Here is a 21552-nt window from a genome sequence, read left to right as displayed (position 1 = left end):
GATAAGCGGGCAGACGAGTTGGTTCTGGCCAATGCAGACAAAGAGCAACGTGCTAATGAATTAGCCCTTGCTAACATAGAGCTGGCTTTTCAAAACCAAGAGAAAGATAAGCGGGCAGACGAGTTAGTTCTGGCCAACGCAGAGAAAGAGAAGCGCGTAAAACAATTAGCCCTTGCCGCCAAGGTATTCACTCATGCTCGTGAAAGCATTATGATCACGGATGCTGAAGGTCTTATTATCGAAGTCAATAAGACCTTCAGTGACATCACAGGTTACAGCCGTGAAGAGGCGATAGGGAAAACCCCTCGCATTCTCAAATCAGAACGTCAATCACCAGAGTTCTATGTTGATATGTGGCAAGCCATCGTCAACGAAGGATACTGGTATGGCGAAATTTGGAATCACCGTAAAAATAATGAAGTGTATGCAGTAATGCAGACCATCAGTGCAGTTTGTGATGTAAACGGTATAACGACCCATTATGTCTCTTTAGCGAGCGACATTACGCCGATGAAACAGCATCAAGAACAATTAGAACGTATTGCTCATTATGATGTACTGACCAATTTGCCCAATCGGGTATTGCTGGCAGACAGATTATCTCAAGCCATGCTGCAGTGCAGTCGACACGGGCAGTCCTTAGCGGTGGTATTTCTAGATTTAGATGGTTTTAAAACGGTCAACGATGCCTATGGGCATGATATCGGTGATGAACTGCTTATTGCACTATCGATCCGGATGAAAGAGGCGCTTCGTGAAGGTGATAGCTTAAGCCGCATTGGTGGTGATGAATTTGTCGCTGTGTTGGCCGATTTAGCCAAAGTTGAAGATTGTGAGCCAGTATTGGAGCGGCTATTATTGGCCGCGTCAGAGCCAGTAACCGTTAGTGGTGTGGTACTCAATATATCCGCCAGTATTGGTGTTACGCTTTATCCGCGAGATAATGTAGATGCTGATTTACTGATGAGGCATGCCGACCAAGCTATGTATATGGCTAAAGAATCCGGCAAGAATCGTTATCATTTATTTGATACCGCGCAAGATGATGCTGTTAAAGTGCAACGAGAAAGTCTAGAGGCTATTCGCTATGCTTTAGATCATCATCAGTTTGTCCTCTATTACCAACCTAAAGTTAATATGAAGATAGGTACAGTGGTGGGCGTTGAGGCGCTTATTCGTTGGCAACATCCAGAGCGCGGATTATTAAGTCCAATCGAGTTTTTACCTGTAATTGAAAACCACACCATGATGATTGAAATAGGTGAATGGGTTATTGATACCGCATTAACACAAATCGGCCAATGGCAAGCTATGGCGCTTGATCTCCCGGTAAGCACTAGCGTTAACATTGCGGCAGTACAATTAATGCAGCCTGGCTTCATACAGACGTTAACGGATCTTCTCGCTGCCCACCCTAATGTTGAGCCTCGCTATTTAGAGCTAGAGATGTTGGAAACCAGCGCATTAGAAGATGTTAATCATGTGTCAATTATCATGAATGACTGCATGAGCCTAGGTGTCCATTTTGCTTTAGATGATTTCGGCACTGGCTATTCGTCGCTAACTTACCTTAGGCGATTGCCTGCCAGTTTGATTAAGATAGATCAGAGCTTTGTCAAAGACATGTTGAGTAATATTGATGATTTCGCCATTGTTGAAGGCGTAATCGCCCTAGCGAAATCATTTAAACGTGACGTGATTGCTGAAGGCGTTGAAACCGTTGAACATGGCACTGCATTATTACAACTAGGCTGTGAATTAGCACAAGGTTATGGCATTGCCAGACCTATGCCTGCCTGTGATATCCCCGCGTGGATGAAGAACTGGAAGCCTGATGCGAGTTGGCAATGATTAAAATCCATCGATTATTTTCCGTAGGGCGATTGGCCGACTTCTTCAGCGACTAACCATACTCGCATATCAAATTCTAATTGATGGTAATCGGCGAGCATAAAAGTACACAGCTGATAAAAAGCTTTGTTGTGTTCTTTTTCGCGCAAGTGGGCCAGTTCGTGCACCACGACCATTTGTAAAAGCTCAAACGGAATATGCTTTAAGTGTGAGGCTATTCTAATCTCATTTTTGGCTTTGACTTTATTGCCTTGACGGCGATTAACATAAGAATGCAAACCTAGTGCGTGATGGCTCAAGCTAATTTTTTCATCAAAAATGACTTTGGCTAATGGGTCTGACTGACGCATGTAGGTGTTTTTTAATGCGATGGCCATATCATATAAGGCTTTGTCTGTACGTACTTGGTGTACTTTGGGGTAGCGGGTTAGAAAGTGATCACCCAATGCATTGGTATCAACCAATTGGCGGATTTTATCAACCACATCAGGCCGATAACCGTTTAGGTAACGTAAAGGGCTCTGTTCACTCTGCTGTTTTTTGATATCCGCGCTAGTGACTAGCAGGCTGAGGTCTGCTTTGGGTTTTAATGACTGGCTCGCCGATTTGACTGGCATTTTAGGCGGGGCTTTGATCGTTTTAGTTTTAGTGTCTGTCATAAATCAACTGATTAGTTCTGGCGCTACCGCGACCGTTTTTTCGGTATGGGTAACGCCACAATACAACGGTTCTGTGTTTACACTTTACCGAAAATGAGTCGATTATGTTGAACATAAGCAACGTCAAAAGCATTTAATTGGACGCGTTTTAGGTCCAATGAGTCGAAGTCAACTTGTGGTGGGTTGCGCTTTAGTTGCTCTTTAATGGTTAAAGGAGAAATAAGCGAAACCGGAAGGTCCATTAATTGTAGTGTCGCTTCAAGTTTGAAGCTGGTGGCACTGCCTGCAAATTTACCTTTTTGCTCACGTTCAATAATGGCGATTTCATCAACTTTATAATCGCTCATTAGTTTTTTAAACGCAAAATCAAATTCACGAATGGATTCAGTGCTAGCTGATTGTGAAATACTGAATGAAACTTTACGACATGCTGGCACGTTAAACGTTTCGCCTTCATAGGTCAGTAAACAGATAATGGCTTCGCCGCCTTTTAATTCCACACCACAAATTTTCATGTTAATCCTTACTGGTTTATTCATACGATAATGCTGTTAGCATGCTCGTTATTGTTCATTTGTTGTAGGGCAGTGTTCTGCCCTACATTGATTATTCTGTCATCGCAGTTTATCAGCGATTGATGTGCCGTTTAGTCTTCTGTTGTTCCGTCGTCTTCAATAATGACAATCGGTTTAACTTTACGGCGCACAGGTGCATCACCTACATCAACCCCGGTAATAAAGCGTTTATCACTCTTAGGGGCTGCTTTGGCTTTTTTCGCCACGCTAGCTCTATTGCTGGTTACGGCGGCTTTTGCACTGGTACCGGCTTTAGCTGCTTGAGGCTTGTCTTTTAGGCCATTAAATTTGGCTTTTAAACCTTCAACTACAGTGAAGTCAAAGTTTTTACGTAAAAATAGTTGGATTTTTTTAAAGCTGTCCCAATCTTTAGGGCCCACAAACGACACTGCATCACCTTTAGCGCCTGCGCGACCTGTTCGGCCAATACGATGGACATACTCTTCAGCAAACTTTGGCATATCAAAGTTAATCACTAAGGAGACGTTGATTAAATCAAGGCCACGTGATGCCACATCGGTAGTCACCAGTATTTGCGATTGGCCTCGAGCAAATTGATCCATAATTTGGTTACGAGCCGATTGCTTCAAATCACCACTGAGCGCTGAGGTCGCAAAACCTTGTGCGGCTAACAGGGTCGCTAAACGGTCTGTATCTGAACGCGTCGCGGTAAATACAATCACTTGCTTATGCTGTTCTTGGCTTAATATATGCTGCAACAAGGCTTGTTTATGGTCTAAATGGTCAACCAAAATAATCCGTTGTTCAATATCTTTGTGTTCACTGTAAGACTCACCAATGGAGACATGGCTTGGGGTTTTCAGTAATGTTGCTGCAATATCACCTATGCTGTCATGATCCAAAGTGGCCGAAAACATTAAGGTTTGGCGACGTTTATGATCGGCAGCATCGTTGATGGCCTTTAGCTGTGGCGCAAAACCTAAATCGAGCATGCGGTCTGCTTCGTCTAGCACCAACAATTCTAAGCCGTTTAAATATAAATGGCGTTGTTGTAAGTGATCGGCAATACGCCCTGGTGTGGCAACGATAAAATGCGGATCTCTGGCCAAGGCTTTAGCTTGGTCGTTAAAGTTCTCACCACCAAGTACGCTAATGGCTTTATATTGGGTATTAGCAACTAATAAACGTAATTGGCCATAAACTTGTTGGGCGAGTTCTCGCGTAGGTAACAAAATCAATACCCGCGGATCTTTTTTCGACAATGCTCTGGTGGATATCACTCGCTGCATAGCAGGCAACAAAAACGCTAAGGTTTTACCTGAGCCGGTTTTAGACGATGCCATTAAATCTTTACCTGATAAGGCAATGGGAAGTGCTTGCGCTTGAACATCGGTAGGCGTAGAAATGCCAAGGTGCTTTAAACTGTCAAGCAGGCGCTTGTCCAACGAAAAATCGGTAAATTGCAAAGGTAGATCCCCTAAAAAATGTAAGCCGACGATTATAGCTGTTTCACCTTGCTATAGCCAACAAGAGTCGCTTTAGTTATGCTATTTTTTAGCATTATATTATTGCCTGAGTTCGACGAGGTCATTGGTCGACTAAGCCGAGCTTTATGGTAAAGATGAATACAGAGTATGGAAGGAACAAAGATGACAAAGCTCACCGTGGGATTAGCGCTAGGCAGTGGAGCCGCTAAAGGTTGGGCACATATTGGGGTATTGAATGGGTTAGCCAAGTTAGACATTTACCCAGACAAAGTGGCTGGTTGTTCGGTGGGGGCGTTAGTCGGCGCAGCTTATGCCAATGATCATTTGGCTGAGCTTGAAACTTGGGTCAGTGGCTTTTCAAGCTGGGATGTACTTGGCCTAATGGATTTAGGCTGGCGTAAAGGCGGACTTATTAGTGGTGAGAAAGTGTTTGATGTTTTAGCTAACCGTATTGGTGACCTTAATATTGAACAATTGCAGCGCCCGTTTGCTGCGGTGGCGACAGATTTATATTCTGGGCAAGAGATTTGGTTTAAAGAAGGTGACTTGCGCCATGCCGTGCGTGCTTCATGTTCGATGCCTGGATTTTTACCACCCGTGCAGCAAGGTAATCGATGGGTTGTCGATGGTGCAGTCGTCAATCCGGTTCCTGTTTCATTAGCCCGTTCGATGGGTGTTGATGTGGTTATTGCGGTAGATTTAAATGCTCATCGCCGAGGCCAAATGCATTTGATCCCAGAACAAGTAAAAAGCCGTAAAGCCAGTAAGTCAGAACCTATTGAACAAAAGCGTGAGCTTGAAACCGGCTTTATGGATTTATGGGGGAAAGGCAAAGAGTACATGAGTGGCTTAACCGATAAGCTGGCCATGAGCAGCTCAAAATCTCATCCTGGTATGTTGGCGGTGATGTCACAATCCATGGATATTTTAGAACAACGCCATAAACGTTCACGTTTAATGGGCGAGCCACCTGATATTTGTATTGTGCCCGATGTTGCTGATATTGGCACCATGGAGTTTCATCGCGCCAAAGAGGCTATTGAAGCGGGTGAGCAGGCAGTCAAAGATATTCACCATTTAATTGAAGCAACCTTAAAGTAACACTTAGGCGATGTCGGACTGGTGTATTGACGGCAATATACCCGTTCGCGTCTAAGTGCTTAATGGGTGATTAATCAGGTAGTGCCTGTCAATCGTGGTACAGATATTGGTATCACATGGATGTTCAGCATCAAGGAGAGGGCGCTTATTTATTCTGGGATGCGTTATCGGCGCAATCTGTATTAGTTTGACTTATTCAATCTCATGTCGCGCCTCTTTGTCCTGAGTATTCATCTTGTCGTAATGAATAAGTCACTTATACGATTGATACTGTCATTAACGCTGTATTTGATGTCAGGTCATCGAAATGCTCATCATTTTGAACGGCTAAAAACCACAACTACACGGTTACCTATGAGATAACTTGTTTGCCAAAATCTTACATCGCGATGCTATTTTCATTTTTTTCTACCATGCGATCTCCCGTCATAAAAATCATTTTCCACACCTACAATATCTATTGCGAATAGCAAGTTATTTGCAATAAAAAGTACTGCCGACAATTATGATCTGGATCAAAGTAATACTCAGCGTTAATGTATCTAATACACTCTATATTGTGTCTTTTGTAAATTAAAGCTCTATATATAGTGCTTGTAAGGATGGTTGTATGCTTGTAGTCGTGAAAAGGGATGGATGCCGGACAGCATTTGATGGTTGTCGGATCAAAGAGGCTGTTGTGGCTGCAATGGAGTCTGCAGGTCAAGCTGACCATCAATATGCGCTGCAGTTAGCGCAAACGGTTGAGCAGCAAATGGCTTGCAAAACCGAAGTTGATATTCACGAGCTACAAGATGCAGTTGAAAACTTATTAATGTCAGGACCGTTTAAGTCGGTGGCACGTCACTATATTGAGTATCGACACGACCGTGACACTCATCGTGAGACTCAGAGTAAATTAAACTGCGCTATTCGTGGTTTGGTTGAGCAATCAGACAATGCCATTTTAAACGAAAATGCCAATAAAGATGCCAAAGTGATTCCAACTCAACGAGACTTACTCGCAGGGATTGTTGCCAAGCATTACGCTAAAACTCACTTGTTACCTAAAGATGTGGTTAGCGCTCATGAGAAAGGAGAAATTCACTATCATGATCTCGACTATGCACCATTTTTCCCGATGTTTAACTGCATGCTAATTGATTTAGCTGGCATGTTAACTCATGGTTTTAAAATGGGTAATGCTGAAATTGAACCGCCTAAATCCATCTCAACAGCAACGGCGGTGACTGCGCAAATTATTGCCCAAGTGGCGAGCCATATTTACGGCGGTACAACCATTAACCGTATTGATGAAGTGTTGGCTGAGTTTGTGCAAATTAGTTATCAAAAACACCTTGCTGTGGCTCGCAAATGGCAAGTAGCCGATGTCGAAGGTTATGCAATGACGCAAACCGAAAAAGAGTGTCATGATGCATTTCAGTCGTTGGAATATGAAGTCAACACCTTGCATACCGCCAATGGCCAAACGCCGTTTGTGACCTTTGGCTTTGGTTTAGGTGTGTCGTGGGAGTCTCGCTTAATTCAGCGGTCGATGTTAACTGTGCGCATGGCTGGTTTAGGTAAAAACCGCAAAACGGCCGTCTTTCCTAAATTGGTGTTTGCCATTAAAGATGGCGTCAATCATCAAGCAACTGACGTCAATTACGACATCAAAAAGATGGCCTTAACCTGCTCAACTATGCGTATGTATCCAGATATTTTAAATTATGATCAGGTGGTTAAAGTCACTGGTTCATTTAAAACCCCCATGGGTTGTCGCTCCTTTTTGGGGGTTTATGAACAAGATGGTCAACAAGTACACGAAGGTCGCAATAATTTAGGTGTGGTTAGCCTTAACTTACCGCGTATTGCGTTAGAAGCGGGTAAAGATGAGCAGCGTTTTTATCAATTACTCGATGAACGTTTGTTAGTCGCTCGCAAAGCGTTAGACACGCGGATTGCACGCTTAACCGGGGTTAAAGCCCGTGTTGCGCCGATTTTATACATGGAAGGTGCTTGCGGTGTACGCTTAAATGCTGATGATGATGTTAGCGACATCTTTAAAAATGGCCGTGCGTCAATTTCGTTAGGCTTTATTGGCCTGCACGAAACGGTTAATGCTTTATATGGCAATGCTGAGCATGTGTTTGATAACACGCAACTACGTGACAAAGCGGTCGCCATTATTCATCATCTAAAACAAGCCACTGAATCTTGGAAGCAAGAAACCGGTTATGGTTTTAGTTTGTACAGTACCCCAAGTGAAAATTTATGTAGTCGCTTTTGCCTACTTGATACCACCCAGTTCGGTGTAGTACCTGGGGTGACAGACAAAGGCTATTACACTAATAGTTTCCATTTAGATGTTGAAAAGAAAGTGAATCCTTTTGATAAAATTGATTTTGAACAACCTTACCCAGCCATCGCTAATGGTGGGTTCATTTGCTACGGCGAATTTCCTAACATGCAAAACAACATTGAAGCACTGGAAAATGTCTGGGACTACAGCTACAGCAGGGTGCCATATTACGGAACTAACACCCCGATAGATGAGTGTTACGATTGCGGCTACATTGGTGAGTTCAATTGTACCAGCAAGGGCTTTGTCTGCCCTAAATGCGGTAACCATGAGCCTAGTAGGGTATCGGTGACTCGCCGTGTATGTGGTTATTTAGGCAGTCCTGATGCGCGGCCGTTTAACTTTGGTAAGCAAGAAGAAGTTAAACGCAGAGTGAAGCATTTATAATGCATTACAGTGCTTACCATAGTGTTGATGTGATCAACGGCGAGGGCACCCGTTGCTGCTTATTTGTTAGCGGTTGCGAGCATGCCTGTAAGGGATGTTATAACCAAAGTACTTGGCGTGTAGATGCTGGCCATGTATTTAGCCAAGCGTTAGAAGATCAGATTATTGCTGATTTAACCGACAGCCGTATTTATCGGCGCGGCCTATCGTTAAGTGGTGGTGACCCACTGCATCCGGCTAATCTAGAAGCCGTATTGCAATTAGTGACTAGGGTAAATACTGAATGTCCCGATAAAGACATTTGGTTATGGACTGGTTATCAACAGGCCGATCTCACGCCACAGCAGCAAGCTGTGGTGGCATTAGTCGATGTACTAATCGACGGTAAGTTTGAACAAGATAAAGCCGATCCCGCGTTATTATGGCGTGGCAGCAGCAATCAGCAGATTTATCGTTTTAAGCGCTAGCATTTTTTAAGACTAGTCGTTTAATGCCAGCGCTTTAATGGTTAGCTGGTTCATTATTAGCACGTTAATATTTAAGAGGCTAATCGTTTACATGTTGATCATTAGAAAGACCTAAACCATAGCGATAACGTTTAGTGCGTTGTCTGGTGTTAAATTGATCGACCAATAAACTCCATATGGGGGAGTCATTAATTTGAGGGTGTTTGCCTTGGCTTATTCGGCGAAGCTGGCGTTTAATGATTGCCATTGTCGCTAGCCCGGCTAAAGGTTTGCTCTGCCAATTCACCGTGGGCATCGCAGGGGTGAACTCAGGTTTACTGCGCCATATTTTGGCTAAGTCAGGATAAAAGGCAAGGGCGCTGGCAATGCCGCATAAGGCAAAGCCGGCATCAACGACTTGTTGCGCAACAGGCAGGCGATAAATGCCTCCCGTTAACATCAACGCAATTGGACTACGCAGAACTAACTGTGCGGTTAAATGTAAAAAGTAAGCTTCTCGAGCTAAGGTGCGCTCATCGGCGCTGCGACCTTGCATTGCGGGGGCTTCATAGCTGCCGCCGGATAACTCGACCATTTCAACCTGATGCGGTGCGAGCATATTAATCACTTTTTCGGCATCGTCGACATCAAAACCACCGCGTTGAAAATCGGCTGAGTTAAGCTTTACCGCAATATCAAAATCTGCACCACATTTATGCCTAATTTGCTTGACCACTTCAATTAATAACCTGGCTCGATTCTCTAAGCTTGCACCCCATTCATCATCGCGCTGATTAGTTAACGGTGATAAAAACTGCGCTAACAAATAACCATGTGCGGCATGAACTTGTACACCATCAAAACCCGCTTGTTGAGCCATGCTTGCGGTCGTGACAAAGCGTTGAATAACATCATCAAGGTCAGTGGTTGTCATTGCTTTAGGCTGAGAAAACATCGATGAGTGTTTACCTAAATCGAGCGCGACAGCTGAAGGTGCAATATTTTTGCCCCCCATCGCTTTAAATACCTGACGGCCAGGATGATTAATTTGCATCCACACTCTGGCGTTATTTTGCTTGGCTATTTTGGCCCATTGGATAAACGGCTCAAGTGCGCTGCTGGATGTGAGTACCACGCCACCAGGGCCTGTCATGGCTAAAGGGTCAATCATCACATTACCGGTAATCATTAATCCAACACCGCCCTTGGCCCAAGCATCGTATAAGTTGAACAATGCTTGATCTGGTTGTTGCTGAACGTTGGCAAGATTCTCTTCCATTGCCGCTTTGACTAAGCGATTGGCAATGATCGCACCATTGGTCAAGGTGTATGGACTAAAAATGGTATTAGCCATCAAATAACATCCTAAGATAAGCTATTGAATTAATGCTTCGTTTATCCTACATGTAGCCTAAATAGTCAATTATGCTCATTAGATAGCGATAAAAAAAGCACTGCCACAGGCAGTGCTTTCATCATCTCGTTACTCAATTTAGCGTTAGATTTAGCGCTAAATTGAGATCTAGATTTCGAGCAAACAAAATCCAGATTGATATGCTTTTAAATACGATAAGTTAAGGTTAACTTCGCATTACGCTCTTCGCCAGGAAGACCCCCTAAAAACATGGCCTTATCGAAATACGTTTGATTAAATAGGTTATTAATGTTCAGTTGGATTTTATAACGCTCAACATCATAGCTAATAGCCGAGTCGATGACGCTATAACTGGGCACATAACCGTCAGGTATGCCAAATGAGCTAGACTGCGTGCTGCGTTCATCGACATATTTAGCGCCTAAACTTAATGACAGTGGCGCAGGTAAGCCCAATGCTGTGGCATAAGTTACCCAAGCGCCTGCAGTAACATAAGGTATGCCTTTTTGGCGTTGTCCATAATCATTACTATTGGGGTTTTGGTTGTCTCTGGCATCTTGGTAAACTGCGTTAACGTTGACTTTCCACTGTTCGCTTAAATATGCATTAAGATCTAATTCAACCCCTTTGGTGTCTTCGCTACCATTATAAAAGTATGGGTCAATGTTAGGCGTGACTGCACTACTGTCGTAATCTGGATTGCTGTAGGCCACATTGGTTCGTGAGGTTTTAAACAATACTAATGATGCCAGTAATTGGTCATCAAATGCTTTAATCCGAATACCCAAATCATTACTGATTGATTGTGAATCATCACGATCAGCTTCATTACCTTTTACATCACCTAATACACTATAAGTCGTGCGACCTTTAGAGTGATTAATGAATACAGAGATATCATCAGTAGGCATATAGGTTAGGCCTAAATTGTAGGTTACACCGTTATCTGTGGTGTCTGCTTCTGGTTGTGGATCCGCAAGGCTACTGCTGTAACGAGCATCAACGCCTAAGTGTTGGTAAGTTTGTTTTATTTCGTTAAAAGCAAACCCAATACGGCTGGTAAATCCGCCGCCTAAATAGCCCACATGTTGTATACCTAACCCCCATGCCGTTACTGATTTATTATAATTACTGGTTAATAACGGATCGTACTCTTCAAACTCTCCCTCGCCCCAATTAGGGTTACGGATGTCATAAATGTACGGCAAGCTTCCTTGATAGGATTGATTGCCATTAGCATCTTTCAAGGTGTAATCGGCATCGTAAATCGAATATTGTTTAAAGCGGATGTCGCGGTCTTCAAAGTTAGCATTGACCAGTAATTCGTTACTGATATGGCCGATATCGAAGTCATAGCGCAAATCAGCAAAATACTGCCACGACTTTTCTTCTGCCGAGACTTTGCGATATTCCTGACGACGGGCGGCAAAAGGATATAAGGTGCCATCCTCAACTAAAGGCGCACGGGGATCGGCATTAATAACGCCATTTCGTCGCCAATAAACGTAATTATAAGCACCAGTTTGACGTGCAAAGCTGGTTTCGTAATCACGGTGTTGCAACTGCTGATTTAAAAACAAATTATCGGTTAAGTACACATTATGGCTGAGTTTAAAGCGTAACTCTTCACCCTTGTTGTCTTTCGCCATCGGTGAAATAAGACCATTATGGCCAAATTGATAAGGTGTTAAGCCATCGTTTGCACTTAATGAATCCGCTAATTGTTGACGTTGTTGATCTGTTAGCTGTAAGCCATTATTGGTTGGATCATTGACCAAATCCTGCCCGTTCACTTCACCTGCGGTTTTGCCCTCGACAGAGGCGGCATTATAGATGCGGATAGGATGGCCTATTGAGTCGACAGGGATGGCATCATTAATATAAGCCGTTGATAGCATAATGTTTTGATTTTCATTAAGCACATATTTAAGCGAGCCATATATTTCATCGCGATCGGTACCTAGATCTCGATAACCGGTACTACGGGCGGTTTTCGCCACTAGACGGTAGGCTAGGTCGTCAGTTATACCGCCAGTAGAATCAGCCATAAGAGAGTAGGTATCCCATTGACCTACTTCGGCTTCAAACAGTTGTTTGCTAACAAACTCAGGCTTTTTCTCAATAAGGTTAATTACACCGCCCGCGCTGCCCATACCATAAAGCCCTGTTGCTGGACCTTTGAGAACCTCAACAGAACTCACATTAGTCAATGAACGAGTGGGATTAAAGGTGTTACCTAAACCTGCGCCGCCATACATACCATCGTAAGTGTAGTTTGCACCTAACCCTCGCACGACTATGTTATCGCCAATACCATAATTATTACCGGCTTGGGTTACACCACTTATGTTACGCACTAAATCCTGCATATTGGTGATGCCTTGTGAGTCGATGAGTGTCTCATCAACGATGACTACCGCTGCAGGCGTTTCCATAAGCGACATATCAGATTTAGTCGCTAATCCTGAGTTCATTACTACTTGATTTTGTCTGCCGTAAACCGTCATTCGCTCATAGTGTTCTGAGTCTGATGCACTGCTCGAATCACTTGATGCTGGTGCAATAATCTCTGGCGATGGAATAGGTGTTTGGGCATGAACATAAACTGGAAACAATACACTTTGGCAAGCTATAGCAAGTAGTGATAAACGCAGTGGCGACATAACATGGACCTCTATTAATATTTATGAGAATGATAATGATTATCATAAGTATTGCAATGGTGGCTTGATGGAAATGCTGTAGAAAGCGGCTTTGCTGGATGTGGTTGCTGAACAATTAAACAAGATGAGTGGTAATTAGACAGCGGTGAGGAGCTTTTAAACTGTTACATCAGCGAGGAATTAGTGAGTCGAGACCATAAAAATCATTAATTATGCTCACAAGGTCAGGACAAAGTGGAATAGTAGCGTTGGTTTTTCGCAGGGTAGTACTTGCCAAATTGTGTATCGAGGTTGAAAAACTTTACCAGTTCATGTCTATAAGAAGCGTTTCCTATTCGCATCTTAGGGGGTTTTGGGTATATAATCTGCCTCCGAAACGGTGTTGTGATAAACGTATAAACGTAAACGATTCACTAACACACCAAAGCACTTAAGGTAATCAAATGAATTTAAAGCTAGAACTGCAGACATTGAATGATAAATTAGACAAGTTTCGTCGCAAATTAGCTGCGGCTGAAGCACGTGGCGACGCCACGATTGTCCTGCAGTTTAAGAAAGAAGTGGCCACTGTTACTAAGCGAATCGCGAGTATTAAAGGCCAACAAACGCGTCAGTTTAGTCAAGAAGGTACAGCACTAAAAGCGCTCGGTTTTAAGCGCACTTTAACCAAAGCTGAACAAGCTGATATGGGTAAGTTAAATAAATCGGTTAAAGGCTTAGTGGTTGTGCATCCTTTAACGGCGTTAGGCCGTGAGATGGGCATAAAAGAAGTCACGGGTTTTGCTCCTGCTAAGTTCTAATATTTTCTTTTACAGTTAGTTGTCGTAAGGTTAATTCATGCCGATAAAATATATCGCAACATCTAAGTTACCCACACCTTGGGGTGTTTTTGCCATGCACGGTTTCGAAGAAATTGCTACTGGTAAAGAACACGTTGCGTTGACATTTGGTCAACTGGATCCCACTCAACCTATGCTAGGTCGTGTTCATTCTGAATGTTTAACCGGTGATGCATTATTTAGTTTACGTTGTGATTGTGGTTTTCAATTACAAGCCGCCATGCAAAGTATCGCTGAAAAAGGCCAAGGCTTTTTGTTGTACTTACGTCAAGAAGGGCGTGGGATTGGCTTACTCAATAAAATTCGTGCTTATGAGCTCCAAGATGCGGGTGCTAATACCGTAGAAGCCAATTTGCGTTTGGGTTTTGAAGCCGACATGCGTAAATACGACATGATTTTACCGATGTTAACCCAAATTGGGGTGACCAAAGTGAAGTTGATGACCAATAATCCGCGTAAAGTGATGGCAATGCAAAATGTGGGCATTGAAGTAGTGGAACGTATTCCGTTGCAAGTCGGTAAAAATCGCTACAACGAATCATATTTAAAGACCAAGTCCACTGAGCTAGGTCATATGATGTCGGAATATCATTTTCACGATGAATAGTTTGGCACAGAAATAGTTTAAATGATGATGAGACAAGGGCAGAACACACAGCTTATTGGGTCATCATCATTTGCTTCTGCGCGCTTTGCAGCGCTATTTTTTCGCTTAATCTTGGTAGCGCTTCTGTTTTTTTGCAGTAGGGGTAGCTATGGATCTGAATTACCTTCACCAACATCCCCTCAATTAATCACTGAACCTGATGCTTCACATTATGCGTTTGCCAATTATTTAGGCAGTGGTATTTATCGAACCTCAGGCCAAAGTGCTGCTGTGGCCAATATTCCTTTGGGGTTTGTGCTTGACTCAAACGACGATTATTTACTTAAACTTCGCTTTACCGCATCGCTGGGTTTTTTTGATTATTCATTTAACGATTTACCTCAAGGCAGTATTCCTAAAAGTGTTGGTACGATAACGTTAACCCCTGGGCTTGAATATCACTGGCGAGTGGATGATAAGTTAACCTTAGAGAGTTATGTTGATTTAGGTTATGGGCATAATTTTTCAACTTCCAGCCATGTAGGCATTTTTTCAACTGGCATTTCTGCACTCTATAAGCTCGATGCGCCTTTATTCACTCCAGTATGGGTCAATCGGATTTATTATGCGGGTTATCAAAGTAATCAAAATGACAGTACAGAAGGCTATTCCGTGTTTAAAAGCGGTATTGATTTTGGGGTTAATTATGATTGGCAGTGGCAGGATACTCGGGTTGAGCCGAGATTTTTTATTGCCGGACATTGGTATTTCGATAAGCTAAAATTTGTCTCGCCGGTTGGGGATAATGTATTAACCTCATATACTTATGAAATTGGTACTACGTTGGCTTTTTCTAAACCTATTACCTTGAGTGCAATAGGTTTAGACAGTGTTGAAATAGAGCATTTTGGATTAAGTTATCAAGTAGGTGGTGGGCTTAAAGTGTGGCGATTGATTTTTGAGTTTCCGTTATAAGCCCCTGCAATGGTTACCTCTTAATACATTAATTTGAGTTTGTTCCCCAAATATCCACATTGACAGGTGTTGTCGATTTTTCTGCAGCTGTGCTTGAGCTTGGTTTTGCTGTAGCCGCTTTGTGGGTTGCAGGTCTCGTTGAGGCTACTTTTGCCTTTGATGGCCGAGGTTTAGTCGTCAATGCTCCGCGACTATCTTCTTTCGGTGGCGGCAATGGCAGCTTGTTAGCTTTAAGGTACAAGTATTCAACTTTGTCGCGGGCCCAAGGCGTTTTACGTAAAAACTTCAAGGTTGATTTTACACTCGGGTTATCTTTGAAACACTGAATGTTTATCCTCGATGCGAGTTCTTCCCAGCCGTATTTTTCAACCAGTGAAGTCACTATCGTTTCTAGTTTTATGCCGTGAAGCGGGTTGTTTGCTTGTGTCATGGGCCGTGCGAGCTAATTGAGTTTGATGATATTATACCTATATTGCAACCAAAGAGATATCTACACAAAAACGGCAGCCTAGGCTGCCGTTTTTATTTAATATGAGCGATTATTGCTCTTTGACGAATTCGACTTTTTCTTCATCATCTGAATCTATATCGCCTTTACCTTTAGTATTAATAATAATCATTGCGGCAATAATTGCGGTAGTGACTAAACCTGCAATGGTTGATACTGTCATTGGTAAACCCGCACCTAATGTTGATGAGTTCAACATAAAGCTAATGACAACACAGGTCATGAACATCGCTGGTACAGTACAAATCCAATGAAACTTATTATGGCGCAGTAAGTAAGCCGCTGCAGTCCATAGCATCAATACCGCAGTGGTTTGGTTTGCAACACCAAAGTAGCGCCAGATAATGCCAAAATCGACTTGAGTGAGCATTGCACCAACAGCAAATAATGGTAATGCTAGCAGTAAGCGCTTAGGTAGCTCGATTTGTTTAATGTTAAAGAACTCAGCCAAGATTAGACGTGCTGAACGAAATGCAGTATCACCTGAGGTGATAGGTAATACAATCACACCCAAGATAGCCAAGAAACCACCAAATGTGCCTAGTAGTCCATTAGATGCTTCGTATACCACATTAGCTGGGTTGCCACCCATGCCGGCATTTAATCCTTCCACACCACCAAAGAATGATAATGCAATAGCACACCAAATTAGCGCAATCACACCTTCACCAATCATGGCACCAAAGAACACAAAGCGACCATTTGACTCATTTTCAACACAGCGCGCCATTAATGGAGATTGTGTTGCATGGAAACCCGATACGGCTCCACAAGCAATGGTGATGAATAATGCAGGCCATAGCGGCATGTCATTAGGGTTTAGGTTGCTAAAAAAGTCGCCCATTACAAAGCCTGGCAACATGGTATGTTCGCTTGACACTGCTAGGGCTATGATAAGACCCAGTGACATAAATACCAGTAATGCACCGAAGAATGGGTATAAGCGACCAATGATTTTATCGATAGGAACGATAGTGGCAACTAAGTAATAGACAAAAATAATACCAACAAAAATGGTCACATCTAAACCAGTTAGTTTACTCAACAAGCCCGCAGGAGCAGGGATAAACACCACTCCAACTAACAACAATAAGATAATGGCAAAAAAGTTCATAAAGTGTTTGGCGCTTTTGCCTAAATATTTACCCGCTAGGTTAGGAACCGATTGACCGTTATTACGTACCGATAACATCCCCGAAAAATAATCGTGAACGGCACCAGCAAAAATACAACCAAATACAATCCACAACATAGCCGCTGGACCGTATAGTGCGCCGAGAATAGGACCAAAAATTGGGCCGACTCCAGCTATGTTTAATAATTGAATTAAGTAGACTTTGCCTTTAGACATTGGCACGAAATCGACGCCGTCTGTTTGTGTAAAAGCGGGTGTTTGTCTTTGAGTGTTAATGCCGAATACTTTTTCGACAAAGGTCCCGTAAATAAAGTAACCGCCGATGAGTAAAGCAACACAGAGTAGAAACCAAGTCATTTTTATATCTCCCCATTTATATCGTGTGACCACTTTAAAGCATCAAGGTGGTCAATTGGGGGCGAACTCTGTGACAGGTTGAATGTCTTGCGTAAGCGGTAAATATTCACTGTGAGCGGTTTGACCAGCAGAGTAAATGTGGCCTGTATCACATGTCTTTTGAACTAAAGACTATTGAAATCCAAGCAACAGTTTCAACTCTTTGAGATATCTGCGTGAAACAGGAACTTTAGCGCCGCTATGGGTAGTGACTTCTGCGCCGCTGTCGGTGATTTCAATTTCAGAAATTGCACTCGGTGCCAGTAGGTATTGTTTATGACAACGAAAAAGTGCGGTTTTTTGCTCTAAGACTTTTAGGGTTAATTGGGTATGGCTTAAACCTTTATTTGAACACACATGAATACCGCCAACATCACTAACAATAAATTCAACGTCAGCGGTTGCGACGACTTTGAGTTTATTACCACTGTAGCAGGGTAAATGAGCTAATTGCGTCGGTAATATCTGAGACATCCGTTGCGGCGCGATATTGGCTCTAACTTTATCTAAGGTTTGGTTGAAGCGTTTCTCATCGATGGGTTTTAATAAGTAATCGAAGGCATTGTTATCGAATGCTTTTATCGCATATTCATCAAATGCGGTAATAAATACTGCTCGTGGCATTTGCTCTGGATTGAGCATCGCAAGCAGCTCCATACCATTGATCCGCGGCATTTGAATATCAACAAAAATAAGATCAGGCTTTACAAGGTTTATTTGCTGTAGAGCTTCAATGGCATTACTGCATTGCCCCAACACTCTTATATCAGGATGTTTGTCGAGTAAATCGGCCACTTCTTGGCGGGCAAACGGTTCATCATCAATGATTAGACATGAGATCATTGGTCAATTTCCTTTAACGGTACACGCACACTGACACGGGTGAATTCATCTGCTTTACACTCAACTTCAATACCGTATTGGCTGCCAAATAAATTTTGAATTCGCTTATGGACTAAGTTCATTCCTAAGCCGTCGGTATTGTTCGATGGTTGATACAAACCGGCGTTATCCGTGACATTAAGCATAAGATCATCACCATCAATTGTCGCCTGTACATTAATAACACCGGCTTCAAGCATACGTGATGTTCCATGTTTCACTGCATTTTCAATTAAAGGTTGTAAGGTAAATGCTGGCATTTTTAAGTGATGATAAATACTCGGTATATCAATGCTCACTTGTAACTTATCAATAAAGCGAGCACGCTCAATCGACAAATAAGCGTCTATATGTTCAAGTTCATCAGCTATGGTGACTAGCCCTGTTGTTCGGGTTAGGTTAATGCGTAAAAATTGCGATAATTGCTGCAATAACTGTTTAGACATTTGCGGGTCACGCTTAATAATCGCACTAATAGTGTTGAGAGCATTAAATAAGAAGTGAGGATTCACTTGGGCTTGTAACAACTTTATCTCTGCTTGCATGAGTAAACTTTTTTGCTGTTCAAAGCGCCCATAAAGTATTTGGTTAGACAGTAATCTGGCAATTCCTTCGCCTAAGGTGCGATTAATATTTAAAAACAGCTTGTTTTTCGGCTCATACAATTTAATCGTGCCAATGACTTCGTCATTACTGCGCAGCGGGATCACTAAGCTTGAGCCTAAGCTGCAGTTTGCGGACAGAGAACATGAATAAGGGGTGTCAACGCCATCGGCAAACATGACACTATTTTGTGCAATGGCCTCGAGAGTGATTTGAGATGAAATGGGTGTATTAGGAATATGGTGGTCAGCGCCAATACCAATAAAGGCGAGTAATTTATTCCTGTCTGTAATGGCTACCGCACCAACTTGGGTTTCTTCTATGACGATTTGCGCAACTTGTTTGCTCGACTCTAAATTAAAGCCCTTTGACAGCAATCCGACACTGCGCTCGGCAATTTTGAGGGCTTTGGTTGAAAAACTGGACGAGAGTTTATCGAACATCGCTTTTTGGTCGCGAACAATACTCATAAACATGGCTGCACCAAGGGAATTAATCAATAACATTGGCGGAGCGATGAGCTTAACTAACTCCCATGCTTGATCAAAGGGTTTGGCGATTAATACAATAATCGACATCTGCATAATTTCAGCCATAAATGTCACTCCAAATACCACCATTGGCTGATAAGCCATTTCAGACTTACCGGCTTTTTTGCAGTAATAGCTGATCATTCCTGCAGATAAACCTTCTAACGTAGTCGATATTGCACAAGCAACATCGGTAAATCCACCCATAGAATAACGGTGTAAGCCGCCGGTTAAGCCAACCAAAAGCCCGGTAATTGGACCACCCAATAATCCGCCTAATACCGCGCCCATTGCACGAGTATTGGCTATCGCTCCTGAGGTTTGTTCTCCAAAGTAAGTTGCCATAATACAAAAGCTTGAGAACACTAAGTAGATGAAGATTTTGTGAGGTAATCGTTTCGATGTTTCGGCAAAGAATTTAAATAATGGCGTTTTACTGACTAAGTAAACGATAACTAAGTAAACACACATTTGCTGTGTTAGTAGTACTATTAACGCCATATTATCTCTTTAGGATGTAATTAAATGCAGTCAAATTGGATTGTTAACACGTGGCTTGTTATTTTGCTTAGGCGCCATCAGTAATCAGTTATTGATTACTGACATCTTAATATTAATTTACCATTAGGGTGATGAACATAAGTGTTCAATATTATATCCTGACTTATGTCGCCAAATATCACCTGCCTAACCTGACAACAGAGCCGTGAACCTAATAATTAACCCGTTGAGGTTAAGTGAATACTCTTATGTTAATGATTACTTTCTGGCGAGTAAATTTGTTTGCTCAGTGCTGCTTTGTTGATAAAACTCATCAATGAGTATTCTGAGTATTTTTGATTTAGCCACTTTACTGACTTTCGCTATTTCGTCTAATTGCGAAATACTTTTTTCAGTTAATGTAAATGTGGCATGGCGATAAATTTTAGTGCTTTTTTTATCTAGCCCTCTTAAGAACTCTTGCGTGTTTGAGGCGATATTGCTTTGGCCATGGGACGCGTCAAGACCTAATGCATATTTATTAGCATCCTCAATAAAGTCATCTACAGATACCTTGACTCGGGTATCTTTGGGTTTCTTGCGCTTAAGATCAGTTAAACTCATAACTATTTTCTGGTGGTATGGCAAAAAGCTCATCAGCAATAGCACGAATTTCATCAGCCGCTTTACCGCTAGGTTCGATTTCCAACACTGAAGAGCCGCTTTCTTCACTATCATCATAGATATTACGGCTAAATGTGACCGAATTAAGGGCGCGTAAACCAAAAGACTCAACCACTTCTTTCGCTTCTAAAATACGCTTACCTTGAGATGGCAGAGCAGGGCACTGTGTTATCACAATGGCAGCAATCATCTTGGGATTAACCATTTTACAAGTACTGAGCATGTCTTCCATGTGAGGTAAGGTTTTAAGATCGCGACGTTTGGGACGAAGTGGGATAACAACATAGGTGGCTACCGACATCGCGGCGCGCATTGCAAGATTATCTTGGCCACCACAATCGACAATCACGTAGTCAAATCGCTCATTTAAACTCAGTAAGTCATTACGGATTTTGCCATAAAGCTGGATGCAATTAATCGCTTTTAGGCTGGGGTCATTATTACGAGCTTGGATCCAGTCTGACGTGGTACGTTGCGGATCGCAGTCAACCATGAGCACATTCGCATCGTGCTTTTGGCTAATATATACAGCAATGTTCTGTGCTAAACAGCTTTTACCACTGCCACCTTTTTCACCGCCAACGAGCAATATCATGTTGTGATCCTTGATGATAGGCGCCTTGTTGCACCGAAAGTTTCGCTAGGTATGTAACTTGATTATAGAGTAGCCATTGAGAGCTGCATAAAAATAATCAACTAAATTAGCTGTAAAGCAATATGGTAACTATTTACTGAACATTCGGAACTACGGCAAACTTGGCCTTTAATGGTATTTTGTTTATCAGTCTTTTCATTAAATGTTAAGGCGATCAAATCCCCAACTTTAAAAGCAGCCTTAAAGTCGATTAACACCCCTTTTCGGGCCAGATCAATACAAATAGCATGATCTGTGCATGATTCACCTTGTGAATTGATCCAATCTAGGCGGATCCGCTCTGCTTCCATATCTACACGTAAAGAACTGCGTTTTTCTTCGAATCCGGTTGGCTCTTGCCCCATTCTGTTTCTCCTTGAAATGATGAGTCTTTATGTATGTTTTTCTGCAATTTGATGTTGATTTTATTTACACGACTTATTTCAATTAATTG

The 21552-nt window shown here is 42.5% G+C and carries 19 protein-coding genes; 7 read left to right on the top strand and 12 right to left on the bottom strand.

What is annotated here, in order from left to right:
• On the top strand, window positions 1-1851 hold a 1851-nt coding region (locus H5185_RS11530), incomplete at its 5' end, for a bifunctional diguanylate cyclase/phosphodiesterase (RefSeq protein WP_259396212.1).
• A 14-nt stretch (window positions 1852-1865) separates the two neighbouring features.
• Here H5185_RS11530 and H5185_RS11525 read toward each other — a convergent pair.
• The 3 genes from H5185_RS11525 to H5185_RS11515 form a co-directional block, all read right to left on the bottom strand.
• A complete protein-coding gene (locus H5185_RS11525) occupies window positions 1866-2468 on the bottom strand; it encodes a YgjP-like metallopeptidase domain-containing protein (protein ID WP_259395322.1) in 603 nt (200 codons plus the stop codon).
• Between the two features lie 119 nt (window positions 2469-2587).
• The gene (locus H5185_RS11520; protein WP_124016100.1) at window positions 2588-3025 is read right to left on the bottom strand and encodes a DUF3010 family protein; all 438 of its coding nucleotides are present in this window, start codon (window positions 3023-3025) and stop codon (window positions 2588-2590) included.
• Window positions 3026-3156: 131 nt separating this feature from the next.
• Window positions 3157-4512, bottom strand: coding sequence for a DEAD/DEAH box helicase (locus tag H5185_RS11515; protein WP_124016099.1), 1356 nt, complete (start codon window positions 4510-4512; stop codon window positions 3157-3159).
• A gap of 183 nt (window positions 4513-4695) precedes the next feature.
• On the opposite strand from H5185_RS11515, the gene rssA reads away from it, so the two are divergent.
• The 3 genes from rssA to nrdG all read left to right on the top strand — a co-directional run bounded on the left by rssA (window position 4696) and on the right by nrdG (window position 8829).
• The gene (gene rssA / locus H5185_RS11510) at window positions 4696-5634 is read left to right on the top strand and encodes a patatin-like phospholipase RssA (protein WP_182742143.1); all 939 of its coding nucleotides are present in this window, start codon (window positions 4696-4698) and stop codon (window positions 5632-5634) included.
• Window positions 5635-6244: 610 nt separating this feature from the next.
• Complete coding sequence (nrdD, locus tag H5185_RS11505) at window positions 6245-8362, top strand: anaerobic ribonucleoside-triphosphate reductase (RefSeq protein WP_182742142.1); 2118 nt, start codon at window positions 6245-6247, stop codon at window positions 8360-8362.
• On the top strand, window positions 8362-8829 hold the full coding sequence (gene nrdG / locus H5185_RS11500) for an anaerobic ribonucleoside-triphosphate reductase-activating protein (RefSeq protein WP_182723452.1): 468 nt from the start codon (window positions 8362-8364) through the stop codon (window positions 8827-8829). The genes nrdD and nrdG overlap by 1 nt, the downstream gene beginning before the upstream one ends.
• A gap of 79 nt (window positions 8830-8908) precedes the next feature.
• Here nrdG and H5185_RS11495 read toward each other — a convergent pair whose 3' ends face one another.
• The gene (locus H5185_RS11495; RefSeq protein WP_182742141.1) at window positions 8909-10162 is read right to left on the bottom strand and encodes an NADH:flavin oxidoreductase/NADH oxidase family protein; all 1254 of its coding nucleotides are present in this window, start codon (window positions 10160-10162) and stop codon (window positions 8909-8911) included.
• 206 nt (window positions 10163-10368) lie between these two features.
• On the bottom strand, window positions 10369-12846 hold the full coding sequence (locus H5185_RS11490) for a TonB-dependent siderophore receptor (RefSeq protein ID WP_182742140.1): 2478 nt from the start codon (window positions 12844-12846) through the stop codon (window positions 10369-10371).
• A gap of 443 nt (window positions 12847-13289) precedes the next feature.
• Here H5185_RS11490 and H5185_RS11485 point away from each other — a divergent pair, with 443 nt between their 5' ends.
• The 3 genes from H5185_RS11485 to H5185_RS11475 are packed head-to-tail and all read left to right on the top strand — an operon-like array spanning window position 13290 to window position 15246.
• Window positions 13290-13646 (top strand): YibL family ribosome-associated protein, encoded by a 357-nt coding sequence (locus H5185_RS11485; RefSeq protein ID WP_124016093.1) that lies wholly within the window; start codon window positions 13290-13292, stop codon window positions 13644-13646.
• Window positions 13647-13683: 37 nt separating this feature from the next.
• Entirely contained in the window at window positions 13684-14292 is a 609-nt protein-coding gene (ribA, locus tag H5185_RS11480; protein WP_124016092.1) for a GTP cyclohydrolase II, read from the top strand.
• 21 nt (window positions 14293-14313) lie between these two features.
• Entirely contained in the window at window positions 14314-15246 is a 933-nt protein-coding gene (locus H5185_RS11475; RefSeq protein WP_182742139.1) for a hypothetical protein, read from the top strand.
• A 28-nt stretch (window positions 15247-15274) separates the two neighbouring features.
• Here the strand turns inward: H5185_RS11475 and H5185_RS11470 are convergent, their stop codons facing one another.
• The 7 genes from H5185_RS11470 to H5185_RS11440 form a co-directional block, all read right to left on the bottom strand.
• The gene (locus tag H5185_RS11470; protein WP_182742138.1) at window positions 15275-15676 is read right to left on the bottom strand and encodes a VF530 family DNA-binding protein; all 402 of its coding nucleotides are present in this window, start codon (window positions 15674-15676) and stop codon (window positions 15275-15277) included.
• Window positions 15677-15785: 109 nt separating this feature from the next.
• Window positions 15786-17246 (bottom strand): carbon starvation protein A, encoded by a 1461-nt coding sequence (locus tag H5185_RS11465; RefSeq protein ID WP_182742137.1) that lies wholly within the window; start codon window positions 17244-17246, stop codon window positions 15786-15788.
• A 171-nt stretch (window positions 17247-17417) separates the two neighbouring features.
• The gene (btsR, locus tag H5185_RS11460; protein WP_182742136.1) at window positions 17418-18128 is read right to left on the bottom strand and encodes a two-component system response regulator BtsR; all 711 of its coding nucleotides are present in this window, start codon (window positions 18126-18128) and stop codon (window positions 17418-17420) included.
• Window positions 18125-19801 carry a sensor histidine kinase gene (locus tag H5185_RS11455; protein WP_182742135.1) on the bottom strand — a complete coding sequence of 559 codons (1677 nt, stop codon included), beginning with the start codon at window positions 19799-19801 and terminating at the stop codon, window positions 18125-18127. The genes btsR and H5185_RS11455 overlap by 4 nt, the downstream gene beginning before the upstream one ends.
• A gap of 258 nt (window positions 19802-20059) precedes the next feature.
• On the bottom strand, window positions 20060-20404 hold the full coding sequence (locus tag H5185_RS11450) for a replication protein RepA (RefSeq protein WP_124016086.1): 345 nt from the start codon (window positions 20402-20404) through the stop codon (window positions 20060-20062).
• Entirely contained in the window at window positions 20391-21059 is a 669-nt protein-coding gene (locus H5185_RS11445) for an AAA family ATPase (RefSeq protein WP_124016085.1), read from the bottom strand. Before H5185_RS11445 ends, H5185_RS11450 begins: the two co-directional genes overlap by 14 nt.
• Before the next feature lie 101 nt (window positions 21060-21160).
• Complete coding sequence (locus H5185_RS11440; RefSeq protein WP_124016084.1) at window positions 21161-21463, bottom strand: PilZ domain-containing protein; 303 nt, start codon at window positions 21461-21463, stop codon at window positions 21161-21163.
• Between the last annotated feature and the right edge of the window lie 89 nt (window positions 21464-21552).

Source organism: Shewanella sp. SG44-6 (genome assembly GCF_014164185.1).
In the GTDB taxonomy this organism is placed as follows: domain Bacteria; phylum Pseudomonadota; class Gammaproteobacteria; order Enterobacterales; family Shewanellaceae; genus Shewanella; species Shewanella vesiculosa.
This window is presented reverse-complemented; position numbering and strand designations above follow the sequence as displayed.